This is a genomic window from Verrucomicrobiia bacterium (assembly GCA_035574275.1).
Lineage (GTDB): Bacteria > Zixibacteria > MSB-5A5 > DSPP01 > DSPP01 > DSPP01.
In genome coordinates, this window is record DATLYY010000060.1 from 14,834 (window position 1) to 31,242 (window position 16,409).

At 55.8% G+C, this 16,409-nt stretch carries 15 protein-coding genes; 6 read left to right on the top strand and 9 right to left on the bottom strand.

The features are described from left to right. Positions 1-82 precede the first annotated feature (82 nt). Together VNL73_08260 and VNL73_08265 are read right to left on the bottom strand one after the other, a co-directional pair. Complete coding sequence (locus tag VNL73_08260; GenBank protein HXF49399.1) at positions 83-676, bottom strand: porin family protein; 594 nt, start codon at positions 674-676, stop codon at positions 83-85. Positions 677-906: 230 nt separating this feature from the next. Then, positions 907-1,500, bottom strand: coding sequence for a porin family protein (locus tag VNL73_08265; GenBank protein ID HXF49400.1), 594 nt, complete (start codon positions 1,498-1,500; stop codon positions 907-909). Positions 1,501-1,837: 337 nt separating this feature from the next. On the opposite strand from VNL73_08265, the gene ruvX reads away from it, so the two are divergent. Beyond that, positions 1,838-2,248 (top strand): Holliday junction resolvase RuvX, encoded by a 411-nt coding sequence (gene ruvX / locus VNL73_08270; GenBank protein ID HXF49401.1) that lies wholly within the window; start codon positions 1,838-1,840, stop codon positions 2,246-2,248. Continuing rightward, positions 2,245-3,285, top strand: a complete 1,041-nt coding sequence (mltG, locus tag VNL73_08275) for an endolytic transglycosylase MltG (protein ID HXF49402.1) — start codon at positions 2,245-2,247, stop codon at positions 3,283-3,285. The genes ruvX and mltG overlap by 4 nt, the downstream gene beginning before the upstream one ends. Here mltG and VNL73_08280 read toward each other — a convergent pair. From VNL73_08280 to VNL73_08300, 5 genes are all read right to left on the bottom strand, one after another. Then, positions 3,282-4,073, bottom strand: a complete 792-nt coding sequence (locus tag VNL73_08280) for a class I SAM-dependent methyltransferase (GenBank protein HXF49403.1) — start codon at positions 4,071-4,073, stop codon at positions 3,282-3,284. The two genes, mltG and VNL73_08280, sit on opposite strands and share 4 nt — an antisense overlap. 31 nt (positions 4,074-4,104) lie before the next feature. After that, positions 4,105-5,805, bottom strand: a complete 1,701-nt coding sequence (gene hutU / locus VNL73_08285) for a urocanate hydratase (protein HXF49404.1) — start codon at positions 5,803-5,805, stop codon at positions 4,105-4,107. After that, on the bottom strand, positions 5,768-7,984 hold the full coding sequence (gene purL, locus VNL73_08290) for a phosphoribosylformylglycinamidine synthase subunit PurL (protein ID HXF49405.1): 2,217 nt from the start codon (positions 7,982-7,984) through the stop codon (positions 5,768-5,770). Before purL ends, hutU begins: the two co-directional genes overlap by 38 nt. Positions 7,985-8,098: 114 nt before the next feature. Further along, positions 8,099-10,150, bottom strand: coding sequence for an AAA family ATPase (locus tag VNL73_08295; protein HXF49406.1), 2,052 nt, complete (start codon positions 10,148-10,150; stop codon positions 8,099-8,101). 3 nt (positions 10,151-10,153) lie between these two features. Then, complete coding sequence (locus tag VNL73_08300; protein ID HXF49407.1) at positions 10,154-11,227, bottom strand: metallophosphoesterase; 1,074 nt, start codon at positions 11,225-11,227, stop codon at positions 10,154-10,156. Positions 11,228-11,332: 105 nt separating this feature from the next. Here VNL73_08300 and VNL73_08305 point away from each other — a divergent pair, with 105 nt between their 5' ends. The 3 genes from VNL73_08305 to VNL73_08315 all read left to right on the top strand — a co-directional run bounded on the left by VNL73_08305 (position 11,333) and on the right by VNL73_08315 (position 13,169). Further along, on the top strand, positions 11,333-12,109 hold the full coding sequence (locus VNL73_08305) for a response regulator (GenBank protein ID HXF49408.1): 777 nt from the start codon (positions 11,333-11,335) through the stop codon (positions 12,107-12,109). A 71-nt stretch (positions 12,110-12,180) separates the two neighbouring features. Continuing rightward, positions 12,181-12,531 carry a preQ(1) synthase gene (gene queF, locus VNL73_08310; protein HXF49409.1) on the top strand — a complete coding sequence of 117 codons (351 nt, stop codon included), beginning with the start codon at positions 12,181-12,183 and terminating at the stop codon, positions 12,529-12,531. A 32-nt stretch (positions 12,532-12,563) separates the two neighbouring features. Continuing rightward, positions 12,564-13,169, top strand: a complete 606-nt coding sequence (locus VNL73_08315; protein ID HXF49410.1) for a transposase — start codon at positions 12,564-12,566, stop codon at positions 13,167-13,169. A gap of 95 nt (positions 13,170-13,264) precedes the next feature. Here VNL73_08315 and groL read toward each other — a convergent pair whose 3' ends face one another. Next, on the bottom strand, positions 13,265-14,896 hold the full coding sequence (gene groL, locus VNL73_08320) for a chaperonin GroEL (GenBank protein HXF49411.1): 1,632 nt from the start codon (positions 14,894-14,896) through the stop codon (positions 13,265-13,267). Between the two features lie 49 nt (positions 14,897-14,945). Further along, positions 14,946-15,236, bottom strand: coding sequence for a co-chaperone GroES (groES, locus tag VNL73_08325; protein ID HXF49412.1), 291 nt, complete (start codon positions 15,234-15,236; stop codon positions 14,946-14,948). A 239-nt stretch (positions 15,237-15,475) separates the two neighbouring features. On the opposite strand from groES, the gene VNL73_08330 reads away from it, so the two are divergent. Further along, on the top strand, positions 15,476-16,396 hold the full coding sequence (locus VNL73_08330; protein ID HXF49413.1) for an isoaspartyl peptidase/L-asparaginase: 921 nt from the start codon (positions 15,476-15,478) through the stop codon (positions 16,394-16,396). Positions 16,397-16,409: the final 13 nt, after the last annotated feature.

Genomic DNA, 16,409 nt, shown 5'->3' on the forward strand with positions numbered 1-16,409 from the left:
TATTTGTTCCGGATTAAGCGCGTTCTACGGTAATAAAAAAACCCCCCGCCGAAATTGCGGGGGGTTTTGGTTTTTCGTCTCTTTAGCGGTTCGTGCTGTTGCTGGTGGTCGGCTTGCCGAACATCAAGGACAAACCGGCATTGGCCGCAATGTAGTTAATGGAGCTCGGATCGGAGAAGATGTTGTGGTAGGCACCTTCCACGAAGACCGAAGCGGTCGGCGAGACCGCAAAGCTCGCGCCCAGCCCGAGGTTCATCCCCAAATCGGTTTCGCTGGCGCTGGTGCCGCCGGAAACCGAGGTTTTGCCGTTGTAGAAACCCAAGCCGGCACGGACGTACGGGGCAATCGTCGGGTTCTGCATTTTGAACATATACTTGCCGAACGCGCCGAACTGCCAGATGTTGAACTTGGCATCGCCGACACCGGTCGTGTCGTCCACTTTGTTCTGGGAATAGGCACCGGTGGCGCCGACCTGAATCTGGTCGGTCACGAAATAACCCACGTTGGCGCCGGCTCTCCAGCCCATTTTGAACGCATCGCCGAAATCACCCATCGGCATCGTCAACACCCCACCCAGGTCCGCCCCGAACATCCCCTTCCGCTCCGTGGCGGACAGGCCGACGGCCAAAAAGGCCACCAAAGCCAAGGTCACGCCCAAGACAAGAAGTTTCTTCATTGCGTTACCCTCCTTTCAGTACCTGTTTCTTTTTTTTCTTGTTTAAATGGGAGTTTTACCCCCCATTCCTGCCCTTTTATTCGCCGGAACCCGTATGGGCCGCCGGCCTTTTTAATTATCGGCAGGCCGTATAAAAACTTAAGCCCCCCGAAAGGGGCTTTGGGAGGGGGTATTCAAAGAGGCATAAAAAAACCCCGCCTCGGAGGGCGGGGTTTCTGAAAAAAGACCGGTTACTCGGTGGTGCCTCCGGAAGACGAGCCGCCGAACATAAAGGCGACGCCGGCAGTGGCCGTGATGAAGTTATATGAATCCGGGTCGGAGAAAACGTTGTGATAGGCCCCCTCCACGAAAACCGCGGCGGTGGGGGAAACCTTGAAACCGACCCCCGCGCCGCCGTTTATCCCCAAGTCGGTTTCACTGGCGCTGGAACCGCCGGGGGCCGAGGCTTTTCCATTATAGAATCCCACTCCCGCCTTCACATAGGGGGCGACTTTTTCATTCTGCATCTTAAACATGTATTTGCCGAACGCGCCATAGTGAAAGATTTTGAATTTACTATCCGCAGGGGCTAATGTGGTGTCATCCACTTTGTTTTCTGAATAGGCGCCCGTAGCACCTACCATAATGTCGTTGGTCACGAAATACCCCACCCCCGCGCCGGCTCTCCAGCCCATTTTGAAGCCATCGCCAAAATCCCCCATCGGCAAAAGCAGGCCGCCCCCCACTCCCACCCCAATCATCCCTTTCCGCTCGGCGGCGGAAAGCCCGGCGGCCAACAACGCCACCAAAGCCAAGGCCACCCCTACGACAAGAATCTTTTTCATTGTGTTACCCTCCTTACTGTTTTTGTTTACCTGTTTACGTTACCGGTTCTTTTTTGCCCCTCAGTTTCTTTCCCGTTGCATCCCTCCTTTGGGGAAAGAGTCAACAAGAGGGGCGAAAATATAGTCACATTCCCGATTTGTCCAGCGTTTTTTCAAAAAAATCCCATATCCAAAACGGGTTAAGCGGGTTACGCTTTGCTTGAGTGATTCAAAACCCCATACAAATTCAAGTTTCAACGCCAGCAGGCAAGTCAAACTGCGGGGCTCCAGCGTGCGGAAGCCGACAGGCGGTAAGAAAGAGTTTTGCGGCCGGATTTAGGCGGGTATATTCCCGCCCGTGCGGATTTTGGGTGTCGATTTTGGCCGGAGGAAAATCGGGCTGGCGATTTCCGACCCCTTGGGGATGGCCCATCCTTTGGGGACGGAGAAGGTGACCGGCTTGCATAATACCGTGGAAATAATTCTGGAAGCGGTGAAAGGGAGGGAAATATCCAGGGTGGTGTTGGGTTACCCCTTAAAGCAGGACGGCACGGTGGGGGAGATGGCTTTGGAAGTGGAAAAACTGGCCGAACTATTGAAAAAGGAGGGATTGGATGTGGTGCTGGTGGATGAACGGTTCTCCTCCGAACGGGCCATCCGCTCGCTGCACATAATGGGTAAAAAGAAGGGGAAGAACAAACAGGATATCGACACGATGGCGGCGGCATTGCTTCTGCAGGAGTATCTCGACCGGAAGTCACGGGCGTGAAAAAAGAACTGAAGCAAATCTTATTTTTGACCGGGGGGCTGGTTTTAATCCTTTTGATTGCCGCCCTACACGTGGTGTTCGGGCCGGTCCGCTGGGAGGGCCCAAAAAAGACCATCGAAGTGCGCCAGGGGGAGGGAGCCCGGGCGGTGGCCGCCCGTTTGAAGGAAGCCGGAGTCATTAAAAGTGCGGCGGCCTTCCGCCGGCTGGCGCGGCTTTCCGGAACGGACAAAAAAATCAAGGTGGGGGCCTATTCCTTCATCTCCGGGATATCGCTCTACGGTGTTATGAAACATATGGCCTCCCCCAAGGCGGGGGTGGTTACGCTTTTTGTGCCGGAGGGGGCGACGGTAAAGAAAATCGGAGGATTGGTGCAGAGTTCGTTGGGAGTGGATTCGGCCCTTTTCGTGGCCTATTGCAAAAGCCGGGAATTTGTGCGCTCGCAGGGGGTGACGGCGACCTCGATGGAGGGATATTTGTTCCCCTCTTCCTACGAGTTTTACTGGAAGGTTCCGCCCGAAGAGGTCATCGAAAAAATGTATGCCGGTTTTACGGCCACCTGGAAGGAGGTGACGGCCGATTTTCCCCGCCGCGACACCCTCGACATCGTCAAAATCGTCACGATGGCCTCGCTGATTGAGGCCGAAACGGGGGTCGACTCGGAGCGGGTTCTGGTCTCCCAAGTTTTTCACCGGCGGCTGAAACTGGGGTATCCATTGCAGTGCGACCCGACCGTCATATATGCGATGGGAGAAACCCGGCGGCTTTTGTCGCGGGAGGATTTGAAGTTCAAATCTCCCTACAATACCTATGTCAATCGGGGGCTGCCTCCGGGGCCGATTTGTAACGTGGGGAAGGCCGCCCTGGCCGCCGCCTTGGCGCCGGCCTCCACCAAATACCTCTATTTCGTGGCCAACGGCGACGGCGGGCATATTTTTTCGGAGACCCTTGACCAGCATAATAGGGCGATTTACCGGTTGAAACGGGAAAGACGGTTGCTGCAGGCAAAACAGGGTTCGCCCCTGCAACAAAATCGTTAGACTTTCTTCAAAACTGCCACCATCTGGGAGGAGCGGCGGGAGTTGTCCAGCTTCCGCCCAAAGTTCAAGTCCCCTAAAAGAGCGGCAATCTTGAAGACGCCGGAGAGCCGCACCAATAGTTTCAATTCCGAAAGCGTGAGCATCCGTTCCGGGGCCACCGAGCGCAAACGGTGGATTTTTCCGTTTTCCCGGACGGTCAGCTCGGCTTTCATCCGCACCACCTGTGAAAGGGGGTCCAATTCCCGGTCGGTAAAGCCGCCCCAGTTGACGGTGACTTTAACCCCGTTTCTGCTGACTTTCCAGCGGGGGCCGAAGGAGATTTTTTCGGTGAAAAAATCGCGTGGATGCAAAAGCTCCAGGACAAAAAGCCCCCTTGGTTTCAAATTGGCGGCCACCGTCTTCAGGTGGGTCAGGATTTCCTCGTCGGTCAACAAATAGGTCAAGGAATCCATCATCGAAATCGCCAGATCCACTTTTTGGGGAAGGCGAAAACGGCGCATATCCTTTTTCAAAAAATGCACCCGGCTTCCGCTCTCCTTTGCTTTCCGCCGGGCATATGCCAGCATTTCCGGGGATTTGTCCAGGGCATAGACGGCCAGACCCCGGCGGCCGAATTCGACGGCGTGGGAGGCGGGGCCGGCCGCCACTTCCACCACGGAGCCGAGTTTCCTTCCGGAAAATTTCCGGACGCAGGCGGCCAGAAAATCGCAGTCCTTTCGGACGTCGCGGATGTCGAAGGCGATGTCGTACCAGCGGGGGTTTTTGTAAATGCCGGAATGCGGGCTCACCTTGGCTTTATCGGCGTGAAAGGGGGTCGGTTTACTTTTTTGGGGGGAGGGGAATTTTGACTTTTTGTTTTTGGGCGGTCTGCCAAGCTTCGGGATACCCGGCGTCGGCATGGCGAAAAACCCCGGTCATAGGATCGTTGGTTAAAACCCGGTTCAATCGCAGGTCCATTTCCTTGGTGCCGTCCGCCACAATCACCTGCCCCGCGTGAATGGCCAGCCCCACACCCACGCCGCCGCCGGAATGGACGGAAACCCAGGAGGCGCCGGAGACGGCGTTCAAAAGGGCGTTCAGAATAGGCCAGTCGGCGATGGCATCCGAACCGTCTTTCATCGTCTCCGTTTCCCGGTAGGGAGAGGCGACCGAACCAGCATCCAGATGATCCCGGCCGATGACGATGGGGGCGGTGATTTTTTTCTTCCGAATAAGAAAGTTCAGCTTTTCGCCAAAGAGGGCGCGCTCCCCTAGTCCCAGCCAGCAGATGCGGGCCGGGAGACCCTGGAATTTCACCTTTTCACCAGCCAGTTTAATCCAGCGGGCCAGCGGTTTGTTTTTGGGAAAGGTTTTCAAAACCAGTTCATCGGTGACGTAAATATCCTCCGCTTTACCGGAGAGGGCAGCCCAGCGGAAGGGGCCTTTTCCCTCGCAGAATAAAGGTCGAATATAAGCCGGAACGAAACCGGGGTAGTCGAAGGCGTTTTCCACTCCCGCTTTTCGGGCCTGGCCCCGAAGGTTGTTGCCGTAATCGAATACTACAGCCCCCTGTTTGAGGAATCCGAGCATCGCCGCGCAGTGTGCGGCCATCGATTCGTAGGAAAGCCGGATGTATTTTTGCGGGTCGGTTTTGCGCAGGGCGCGGGCCTCGTCCAATGAAAGCACGGCGGGGATATAGCCGTACAGCTCGTCGTGGGCGGAGGTCTGGTCGGTGACCACGTCCGGCCGGAAACCGCGGCGCAAAAGTTCGGGCAAAACCTCGGCGCAGTTGCCCAAAACGCCGATCGAAAGGGGTCTTTTTTGTTTTTTGGCTGTTTCGGCCAACTCGAGGGCGTGATCCAAGTTTTCGGCTTTGATGTCGAGGTATTTCGTGTCGAGCCGCTTTTGTATCCGTTCGGGATCAACCTCCACGCAGAGAGCCACGCCGCCGTTCATCGTCACCGCCAAGGGCTGGGCGCCACCCATTCCACCCAAGCCGCCGGTCAAAACCAAACGGCCGGACAAATCACCGTCAAAATGGGTGGCGGCAAGTGAAGCAAAAGTCTCGTAGGTTCCCTGCAAAATCCCCTGCGTGCCAATGTAAATCCAGCTCCCGGCAGTCATCTGGCCGAACATTATCAATCCGAGCTCTTCCAGTTCGCGGAATTTTTCCGCCGTGGCCCAGGCCGGAACCAGATTGGAGTTGGCAATCAGAACCCGGGGGGCCCATTCGTGTGTTCTGGCAATCCCCACCGGTTTTCCGGACTGCACCAAAAGTGTTTCGTCGTTATCCAGTTTTTTCAATGATTCGACAATGGCCCAAAAGGAGCGCCAGTCGCGGGCCGCTTTTCCCCGGCCGCCATACACCACCAGTTCCCTTGGATTTTCGCCGACCTCCGGGTCCAAATTATTCAACAGCATCCGCAGAGCGGCTTCCTGATGCCACCCCTTGCAGGTGATTTTGTTGCCGCGGGGTGCGGAAAGGGGCTTGTAGCCCGGCGCTTCAGCCGATTTGAGCTTCGATTGAGTTAAAGTAGTCATCGTTCAGTTTCTCCAAGGACAGCTCAAAATGGAAAGGGAAGGAAAAAGCCGTGCCGCCAACCGTTCCCAGTTTCAGAAACGGAAGATTTTCCTTTTTGGCCGCTTCCTCAAGCTTGTAAGCCAGTTGCGGTTTGACTTCAACTACGAAACGGGACTGGGATTCGGAAAAGAGAAACAAATCGGGGCGGAGGGTCGGTTTGGCTTCGAGCGTGAAGCCGAACTGCTTTTCGATATTGCCGATGCACATTTCGGCCAAAGCGACGCCCAGCCCGCCGTCCGAAACATCGTGGCAGGATTCAACGATTCCAGCGCCGATTTGGGCAAGCACAAAAATTTGAGTTTTCTTTTCGGTTTGCAAATCAAGAGCGGGAACTTCGCCGGCCACTTTGCCGGTCAGAACTTTGAGATACTCCGAACCGCCGATTTCCGCTTTGGTTTCACCAATCAGATAAACCCAGTTCCCCTCGGCTTGAAAGTGGGACGGTGTGGCCTGGTCGATGTCATCCAAAATCCCCAGCATCCCGATGGTCGGTGTGGGATAAACCGTGCGGGAGGGGTCTTCGTTGTAGAAGCTGACGTTGCCGCCGGTCACCGGCGTATCCAGCGCGCGGCAGGCCTCCCCCATTCCGGCAATCGCCTCGGCAAACGTCCAGTAAATTTCCGGGTCGTTGGGATTGCCGAAATTCAAACAGTTGGTGATTGCCGCCGGGCGGGCGCCGACCGCCACCACGTTGCGAGCCGCCTCGCAGACAGCGATGGCCGCTCCTTGACGCGGATTTAGATAACAATAGCGGGCGTTGCAGTCGGTTTTGACGGCGATTCCCTTCTTCGTGCCGCGGATTCTTAACAAACCCGCGTCGTAACCGGGGCCGAAAACCGTATTGGTGCGGACGGTGGAGTCGTACTGATGAAAAACCCATCTTTTGGAAGCGATGTTGGGGGAGCGTAGCAGGTCCAAAAGCACCTTTCCCGAATCCTTTGGCGCATCCGGAGTTTTGACGTTTCTGATGCCATTCTCAAGGTATGCCGGTTTTTTTGTCGGCGGATGATAAACCGGTGCGCCGCCTCCCAAAACCAAGCTGTCAGCCGGGATATCGGCCACCGTTTGCCCCAAAAACTTCACCACCACCCGGCCGGTGTTTGTCACTTCGCCAATTTTAACGCAATTCAAGTCCCATTTTTCAAAGGCCTCTTCGATTTCCGCTTCTTTCCCCTTTTTTCCGACCACCAGCATCCGCTCCTGCGATTCGGAAAGCATAATTTCATACGGGGTCATTCCCTTTTCGCGGAGCGGGACTTTATCGAGGTCGATTTCAATGCCGGATTTTCCCTTGGCGGCCATTTCGGAAGTTGAGCAGGTGAGCCCGGCGGCCCCCATATCCTGCATCCCGACAATCAAATCCTTTTCGATGATTTCCATCGAGGCCTCGAGCAGCAATTTCTCCGTGAACGGGTCGCCGATTTGCACGGAGGGGCGGTCTTCTTCCGACTCGTTCGTGATTTCCTTGGAGGCAAAGGAGGCGCCGTGGATGCCGTCCCGGCCGGTGGAGGAGCCGACGATGAAGACCGGGTTGCCTGCGCCTTTGGCAATGGCGCTCACCATCTTCCCTTTTTTGGCGAGGCCGACGGCCATGGCATTGACCAAGGGGTTGCCGGTGTAACAATCCTCAAAATAAACTTCACCGGCCACCGTCGGCACACCGAAGGAGTTGCCGTAGTCGCCGATGCCGCGCACCACGCCATCCAGCAAATAGCGCACGCGGGAATCGTTCAAATTTCCGAAACGCAATGAATTCAAAGCGGCAATCGGACGGGCCCCCATCGTAAAAATATCCCGCAAAATGCCGCCCACCCCGGTTGCCGCTCCCTGATACGGCTCCACGGCGGAGGGGTGGTTGTGGCTTTCGATTTTGAAGACGATTACCCGCTCGTCATCCAGCGCCACCGCGCCGGCGTTTTCCTCCCCCGCTTTGGCCACCAAAGCCGCCCCTTCGCGCGGGAGGGTTTTCAAAAGGGCAATCGAGTTTTTGTAGGAGCAATGCTCCGACCACATCACGGAGTAAATTCCCAGCTCGGTATAGGTCGGCGTGCGGCCCAAATAGTCCAAAATTTTCCGGTATTCCTCTTCCGTCAGCCCCAGCTTTTTGGCGAAAGCCAAGTTCACTTCTGGTTCTTTCATCTGAATTAAGTTAGCAAACGGTGGGATATAAGCAAGAGGTTAACAATCTAGTAAAAACCTACGGGTTGCTGCAAATGGAGGTTTGAAGACCTTTGCTATGCTGGAACGAAGAAACTACAGTTCGATTTTGGAGGCGGAGAGGTGGTCGAAGTAGTTCTGCGAGGTTAGAAGCAGGATTTGGTATTCGGAGGCCAGCTTGACCAGAAGCTCCCCGGCTTTCTGGCGGCGGGAGGGGTCGAAATTGCCGAAGGGGTCGTCCAGAATAAGAACCGGTTTTTGGTCCGGGAAGATGAACTTCAAAAGCGCCAGCCGGGCGGCTAGATAAAGCTGGTCGCAGGCGCCGGCGGAAAGGGTTTTGTGCGGGTTGACAAACTCCTCCCGTTCCTCGGAATAAACTTCGAAATTTAGATTTTCCTTGTCGAAACGTGCTTTGGTGTAGCGGCCGCCGGTGATTTCGGCCAGTTGCTTGGAAACCTCCTCGTCCAAAACGTCCGCCGCTCCGGAAAGCACCCGCTTGCGGGCCTCTTCCCAAAGCTCGTAGGTTTTCAAGCAGACAATGAGCTTCCGTTCCAAGTCGGCAATTTTTTTGTTCTCCTCCTCCAGCCGCTCTTCCAGGGCCACCTTCAACTCCACGCCGTCCTCGCTTTGCTCAATACGGCGTGCGATGGCGTTGCGGGCGGTCTCAAGGTTGTGTTTTTCCTCTTCCAAGGCAATCAGCTTTTCCTCCAGCACGTCCAGTTCATCGGAGCCGTGCTTTTTGGCCGGTTTTTCCTTCATCTCGGCCAGCCGGGCCTTGGTGGCCTCCAAATCCGCTTCCAGCTCGGCCCGGGTGTGGCCGCCCAACAAATTCTCGTAGCGCAGGGTGGCCTCGGTTATTTTTTGGGCGCGGGCGCGGGATTGCTCCACTTTGTTCCGCAATTCCGCGGCGGAGGTGACCCGGTAGCGGGCCAAAAGCTCGTTCAAATCCCGCTGGAGCTGCTCCAGACCGCTGATGACCCGCTCTTTTTTCCCGGAGGAACTTACCGCTTCCAGTTGTTTGCGGGCGGCATTTTGGACTTTCTTCAGGAAGGAGAAAACGGAGGTTCCCGTCCAGGCCAGCCCCGCAACGGCCCCCAGCCACCAGATTTTGTCAACCAGAAAGGCCGCGGCCATGCAGCCGAAGGCGGCCACCAGCCCCGCCAGAATCGGGAAGGGGCTGGGATAGCGGGGGGCATCGGCGCCGGCCGTTTCCGGGCCGTCCCGTTCCACTTCCAAAATCCGCATCCGGCCCTCGATTTCATCCAGCCGGGCAATGTCCTCGCGGGAAACATCCCCCCCCTTGGCCGCTTCCTCGCGCAGCAGTTTGACCAGTTCCTCGCTTTCCTCCAGATTTTTCAACCGGGCCGCAAGGTTGGTCTGTTTTTCCTCCAAAAGCAGCTTTTCCCCTTCCGTGGCAGGGGGCTGGCGGGTGGCTTCGATTCTTTTTTTCAACTCCTCCACCTGACGGAAAACGCCGCCGTAGGTTTTTTCAATCTCCGCCAGATCGGTGCGGTGGGCCAAAAGGTTTTTGACCTCCTCGGTCACCAGCGAAAGCTGGTATTCGATCTCTTTTTTGTACTTCCGGGAAGCCCCCAGTTCCCCCTCGTCGCCAAAGCGGGCCAGCCGGGAGGCAAGCTTTTCGGCCACCCCCTGCGCCAATACCTGCTCGTTGCCGCCGGTAACGGCCTCCTCCAGCTTTTCCCGCCAGGTGCGGGGGTTTTCGGAAACGATTGCCAGTTCCCCCTGGCGGATGAAGGAGGTTGACAAGTAGAGTTCCTTTTTGGCCAGCCCCAGATGCTTGGCTAAAATTTCGTCCACTTCGGAAAGCTCCTCCCACTTTTCGTGGGCTCCCAGCTTTTCCAGTTTGACCTGCCCCTTTTCAAAATCCTTGGAAAGCTGCCAGCGTTCGCCGCCGTCCTCCAGTTCCAAAACCAGCTCGAATTTTTTGTCCGAACCCCAGCTTGTCTTTTCCTTCACTTCCCGGCTGACATCCTGCGGGTCGCCGAAAAGCCCGGCCCCCAAGGCCTCCACGAGCGTGGTTTTTCCCGCCTCGTTGGGGCCTTTGACCAAATTCAATCCCGGGGCGAACTCCGCCTTGAAGTTTTTAAGCTTGCCGAACCGTTTGATTTCGCAGCGTTCGATTTTCATCGCTTATTTTCTCGCTTCCGCCGCGCCGGCGGCCAACGAAAGCCCCAAGGAAAGGGCCTCTTCGAGAAGCGCTTTTTCCTCGGCCCCCGCTTTTTTGGCCTGCTCTTCCGCCAGGTACACAAACTGCCCGGCGACGGTCTGGCGGGGGTATTTCTTGGACGGCTGGGTCTTTTTCCGTTCATCCACCACGGTCAGATAGAGGAACTGATCCTTGTATCCTTCGATTACATCCTCGGCCTCCAGCCAGTCGGCGTTCTTTTCGCCGGCCAGCTTGATGCGCAAAAGGCGGTTTTCCCCTTTTTCCTTTTCCAGCAAGTCGGGCAGGTTTTCGGTATTGCTTACCGCAACTTCCTTCCAGACCAAAACCCCGAGCGGCAAAAAGGTGATTTCCAGCGGGTTTTTCTCCAAATCCACCAGCACGACTCCGGCGGATTCGGTGGTGTTGAAATCCTGCGCTTCCGGCGGGCCGGAAAAAGCGTAGGCGGTGTTCTTTGCGTTGCCGCTTTTGAAGACCGGCAGCCCCCCCAAAGCCGCATAGGTGGCGCCGGTTTTGCCGATGTGCGACTCGGTTATCGGGAAATTGATCCCCTCCCAGATGCCGGAGGCGGCGACGACCGTATGGCCGGTTTTGGCCGCCTTGACCCCCTCCAGAAGGGATTCCTTGGATTTCGGCCCGGAGGCCGGATTGGCGATTACGGTCAAGTCCAGATTCTTGAATTCCAGCGTTTCGTTTTCCGCCGTGACCGGGTGCATATTTTCCGGCCGGTCAATCAAATCGAAATGATAGTAAAGGGAACCCTTCCCCAGATGGTCCCGCATCCCGGGGACCAGAATCACGGGCACCTTTTCCAGCCGGGCGATTTCCTTCAACACGAACTCCACCGCCGGGCGGGAGACCTCCGAGGAGTCGAAAAGCCCCCCCGCGACGATGACGGCATCCACCTTTTCGGCCAGGGCCGTTTCGATAATCGCCGTCCAGGCCCGCTTGAGTTGGGCACGGACTTTGTCCCCCGCCTTTCCCAGCCCCAGATATTTGGCCCCCAAACGCAAATCGGCCGTGTGCAGAATTTTTGGCATACCCCTTACAGTTATCGGAAACTTGCTCCAAACCTTAAAAGCCGGGACGGGGTTTAACGACAAGACCGGCCCGGCCTTGAGTAAAGCTTGGAACGGTGAAAGCCGATGATAGAGAATAGAATGCCCGAACCGGCAAAAATTTTGGTGGTGGATGACGACCGCCGCATCTGCGATCTGTTGGTGGAAACGCTCGAAGCAATCGGCTATCAGGCCTCCGGCGCCGGCTCCGCCCGGGCCGCGCTTTCAAAAATCGAGGCCGAGCGGTTCGATTTGGTCATTTCCGACATCGTGATGCCGGAGATGAGCGGCATCGAGCTTTTGACCGAACTGCAGAAGAAAAATGCCGCCCTGCCGGTGGTGATGATCACCGGCAACGCCTACGAGGATGTTTTGAAAGGGGCCCGCTCGGCGGGGGCCAGCGCGCTTTTGACCAAGCCGTTCCGCATCTCCCAAATCGAACAGGCGATGGAAGAGGCGTTGGGGAAGAAGGCGAATGCCTTGGCCGTTTTGGTGGTGGAGGATGACCCGATTTTTCTGGAGTTTCTGGGGGACAGCCTGAAAACCAAGGGATACGCCCCGCTAAAGGCCGCCAACGCCGCCCAGGCAATGAAGCTGGCCAAGGAGTTTCCGGTCTGTTTTGCCATCGTGGATTTGAACCTGCCGGATATCCACGGGGTGGAGCTTTTGAACCGGTTGAAAAAAGACAACCCCTATTTGCCGATAGCCCTCATCACCGGGCAGAGTTTTTCGGAAGCGGAGACCGTTTCCGCCGGGGCGGAGTGGCTTTTGAGAAAGCCGTTCCAGCTGCAGGAGCTTTACCGGGCGATTGAGTCCGTTCATCCGGCCAATTTTCAGCACGGCGAAGACGGCCCAGCCGCCTAACTTTTTCCGTTCAAGTTTCGATTCTTTCTATTGCCATCCAAAACCGCTTTTCTTATATAAATCCTGTGCCGATTAAGCCGGAAATTCTGGAGGCGTTTGAGAACCAATATCCCGGGCGGGACTACACGATTTCCATCTCCTGTCCGGAGTTCACCTGCGTCTGCCCCCGTTCCGGCCTGCCTGATTTTGCGGTCATCAAAATCGACTACGTGCCGGATAAAAAATGCATAGAACTGAAAACGCTCAAGTTTTACATCCAGAGCTACCGGGACGTGGGGATTTTTCACGAAAACGCCGTCAACAAGATTCTGGAGGATTTGATCAAGGTCTGTTCCCCGCGCAAAATGACTGTGGTGGGAGATTTCAACCCCCGCGGCAACATCCACACGGTGGTGACGGCCAGTTATCCGGATAAGGCGTAGGGGCGGTTTACAAACCGCCCTGTGTCTGGAAAATGAAATTCAACCCCGGATTACACTATAGGCGTTCGATTCGCCTACCTGAATATGATTATACGAGAAGCGGCGCCTATTTCGTCACAATTTGCACCGCCAACCGTGAGTGTCTTTTTGGCCAAGTATTGGGGGACGAGATGCACGTCAATGAATTGGGGGCCGCTGTTTTGGAGTGCTGGGAATGGCTTTCAAAGCAGTATACCTATGTGACATTGGATGTGAAGATCCTGATGCCCAATCATCTCCACGGAATTATCATCATTGACGATGATTTGGGAAAGGGCGGTTCACGAACCGCCCCTACAATGGTTTCCAAGAGAAAACCGCTGGGCCGTTTAATTGGTGCTTTCAAAACCGTGTCAACAAAACGGATTAATGAAATGTGCCAAACGCCCGGAGCGATACTTTGGCAGCGCAATTATTGCGAACATATTATTCGCAACGAGGATTCGTTAAACAAGATACGGGATTATATCTTGGGCAACCCAACCGGATGGATTCTTGACCAGGAAAATCCAGATATAACCGCAAATCGAGCAAACCGCGACAAGGCGGCGTGTTACGAGAAAACCTTTTTTGAAGAATTAAAAAAATTGGAATTGTAGGGGCGGTTCGTGAACCGCCCTTTTTGCGGGGAACCCGCAAAATTAAAAGCCCCTCGGCATTTGCCGAGGGGCTTTTTTGTTTCGGTGTATTCGGTTTAGTACATATCTCCGCCGCCGTAACCGCCGCCACCGGGCATCGCCGGGGCTTTCTTTTCCTCCGGCTTGTCGGCAATCACCGCTTCGGTGGTGATTAAAAGCGAAGCGATGGAAGCGGCGTTTTCCAAAGCCGTGCGGGCGACCTTGGTGGGGTCAATCACGCCGGCCTTGATCAAATCCTCGTATTTTTCGCTATCGGCGTTGAATCCGAAGGCGCCGTCCTTCGAACGCACCTCGTTCACCACCACGCTGCCTTCGTGGCCGGCGTTGGCGGCAATCATCCGCAGGGGCTCTTCCAACGCCTTGCGGACGATCTCCACGCCGATTTTCTCGTCCCCCGCCACTTTGACTTTGTCCAAAGCGGGCAGGGCGCGCAGAAAGGCGACGCCGCCGCCGGGGATGATCCCTTCCTCCACCGCGGCGCGGGTGGCGTGCAAAGCGTCCTCCACGCGGGCTTTCTTTTCCTTCATTTCGGTCTCGGTGGCCGCCCCGACGTTGATGACCGCCACGCCGCCGGCCAGCTTCGCCAGCCGCTCCTGCAGCTTTTCGCGGTCGTAGTCGGAGGTGGTGTCTTCAATCTGCTTTTTGATGGAAGTGATGCGCCCCTTGATGTCGGCCTGTTTGCCGGCCCCCTCGACAATGGTGGTGTTGTCCTTGTCGATGGTGACTCGTTTGGCTTTCCCCATATCGTTAATCTGGGTGTTTTCCAGCTTGAAGCCGAGCTCCTCGGAAATCACCTTGCCGCCGGTCAACGTGGCGATGTCCGTCAGCATCTCCTTGCGGCGGTCGCCAAAGCCGGGGGCCTTTACCGCGCAGACCTTCAAGGTGCCGCGCAGCTTGTTGACCACCAAAGTGGCCAAGGCCTCCCCTTCAACCTCCTCGGCGATGATTAACAAAGCCCGGCCGGACTGGGCGATTTTCTCCAACACCGGCAGGAGGTCCTTCATCGAGGAGATTTTCTTGTCGTGAATCAGAATAAGCGGGTCTTCCAAAACCGCTTCCATCGTGTCCGGGTTGGTGATGAAATAGGGGGAGAGGTAGCCCCGGTCGAACTGCATCCCTTCAACCACTTCGAGGGTGGTGTTGGTGGTCTTGGCTTCCTCGACGGTGATGACGCCGTCTTTCCCCACTTTTTCCATCGCCTCGGCAATCAAATCGCCGATGGTCTTGTCGTTGTTGGCGGAAATGGTGCCAACCTGGGCGATTTCGGTCTTCCCCGCCACCGGTTTGGAAATCCGTTTCAGTTCCTCGATGACCACCGCCACGGCTTTCTCAATCCCGCGCTTCAAATCCATCGGGTTGGAGCCGGCGGTTACGTTCTTTAGCCCCTCGCGATAAATCGCCTGGGCCAGAACGGTTGCGGTGGTGGTGCCGTCCCCGGCCACGTCGGAGGTTTTTGAAGCAACCTCCTTCACCATCTGGGCCCCCATGTTTTCAAAATTATCTTCCAGCTCGATTTCCTTGGCCACCGTCACGCCGTCCTTGGTCACGGTGGGGGAACCGAACTTTTTGTCGATGACCACGTTGCGGCCCTTGGGACCCAAAGTCACCTTCACCGCATCGGCCAGCTTGTCGACCCCTCTTTTCAGCTTCTCGCGGGCCTGCGAGTTGAATTCCAACATCTTTGGCATAGCTATTTTCTCCTTTTCGTTCGTTCAATCAGAACGGGATAATCCCGTCTTACTTTTCCACTACCGCCAGAATGTCCGCTTCGCGCAGAATCAGATAGTCGTTGTCCCCGACGGAGATCTCCGTCCCGGAATACTTTCCATACAGCACCTTGTCCCCCTTTTTCACTTCGAGGGAGATTTTCTTGCCGTCGTCGGTAATCCGGCCGGGGCCGACTTCCACAATTTCCCCTTCCTGCGGTTTTTCCTTGGCGGTGTCGGGGATGATAATCCCGCCCTTTTTGACCTCGGTCTCGTCAATCGGCTTGATTACGACCCGGTCAGCTAAAGGTCTTATCTGCATATACCTCCTCCTTTTTAGTTTATCTTGTTGTTGTTCAACAACTTAGTTTTTCTTGTTAGCACTGCCTTTTACCGAGTGCTAACATTATATACAACCAAACGGCCAAAAAATCAAGGGAATTTTTTTAACAATTACCTGTAGGGGCGGGGTTTCCTCGCCCACGGGCAGGGGGACCCCGCCTCTACAAATGGTTTCTAATTCTTGCAAATGAAGCAGAAATCCTCTAATTTCTTCGCCCAATGCCAAAGAAAAAAATTCAGCCGATGATTGTCGTCCACGGCGGGGCGTGGGATATTCCCAAATCGACTTGGCCGGAGCATATCGAGGGTTGCCGGAAAGGGTGCCTTGCCGGGCTGGAGGTTTTGAACTCGGGTGGCACGGCTTTGGACGCTGTGGAAGCGGCCGTCCGTCAATTGGAATCCGACCCCACCTTTGACGCCGGATGCGGGTCATTTTTGAACGAAGACGGGGAAGTGGAACTGGATGCCTCCATTATGGACGGCAAAACGCTAAAAGCCGGGGCGGTGGCCGCCGTGCGGCGGCTGCTCCATCCGGTCAGTTTGGCGCGAAAGATAATGGAGGAAACCGACCATCTTTTGCTGGTTGGAACCGGGGCGGAGAAATTCGCCAAGAAGATGGGGATGAAATTTTCCCCAACCACGACACTCTTGACCGGGCGGGAGCTGGAGCTATGGAAAAAGCTAAAAGGAAAAAAATCGTTTCACGCCAAAACGGTTTTTTCCGGCCATCCAAAGGGTACCGTCGGGGCGGTAGCCCTCGATTCCAAAGGCAGTCTGGCGGCCGCCACCTCCACGGGAGGGACTCCCCGCAAAATGGCCGGCCGTGTCGGTGACACGCCGGTCATCGGGGCCGGAACCTACGCGGATAATTTGCTCGGCGCGGTAAGTTGCACCGGTTGGGGAGAGGGGATTATACGTATCGGACTGGCCAAGCGGGTTCTGAATTATCTCGAAAATGGAGTTTCGGTTTCGAATGCCGTCCAAAACGCCGTTGAAGAAATGCGCCGCCGGGTGGATGGCTACGGCGGAGCGATTTTGGTCACCCCCAAAGGCCAAATCGGCCTTTACCACAACACGCCGAGGATGGCGTTTGCCTATTCGGATAAAACCGGCGACATAAAAGCTGGAATCAAAGTTTAAATTTTTTCTGCTT

Coding starts and splice junctions, on each gene's coding strand:
- groL (HXF49411.1), bottom strand. CDS start 14,896: ATGCCAAAGATGTTGGAATTCAACTCGCAGGCCCGCGAGAAGCTGAAA.
- VNL73_08260 (HXF49399.1), bottom strand. CDS start 676: ATGAAGAAACTTCTTGTCTTGGGCGTGACCTTGGCTTTGGTGGCCTTT.
- hutU (HXF49404.1), bottom strand. CDS start 5,805: ATGACTACTTTAACTCAATCGAAGCTCAAATCGGCTGAAGCGCCGGGC.
- groES (HXF49412.1), bottom strand. CDS start 15,236: ATGCAGATAAGACCTTTAGCTGACCGGGTCGTAATCAAGCCGATTGAC.
- VNL73_08300 (HXF49407.1), bottom strand. CDS start 11,227: ATGCCAAAAATTCTGCACACGGCCGATTTGCGTTTGGGGGCCAAATAT.
- VNL73_08315 (HXF49410.1), top strand. CDS start 12,564: ATGAAATTCAACCCCGGATTACACTATAGGCGTTCGATTCGCCTACCT.
- purL (HXF49405.1), bottom strand. CDS start 7,984: ATGAAAGAACCAGAAGTGAACTTGGCTTTCGCCAAAAAGCTGGGGCTG.
- VNL73_08305 (HXF49408.1), top strand. CDS start 11,333: ATGATAGAGAATAGAATGCCCGAACCGGCAAAAATTTTGGTGGTGGAT.
- VNL73_08295 (HXF49406.1), bottom strand. CDS start 10,150: ATGAAAATCGAACGCTGCGAAATCAAACGGTTCGGCAAGCTTAAAAAC.
- VNL73_08265 (HXF49400.1), bottom strand. CDS start 1,500: ATGAAAAAGATTCTTGTCGTAGGGGTGGCCTTGGCTTTGGTGGCGTTG.
- VNL73_08330 (HXF49413.1), top strand. CDS start 15,476: ATGCCAAAGAAAAAAATTCAGCCGATGATTGTCGTCCACGGCGGGGCG.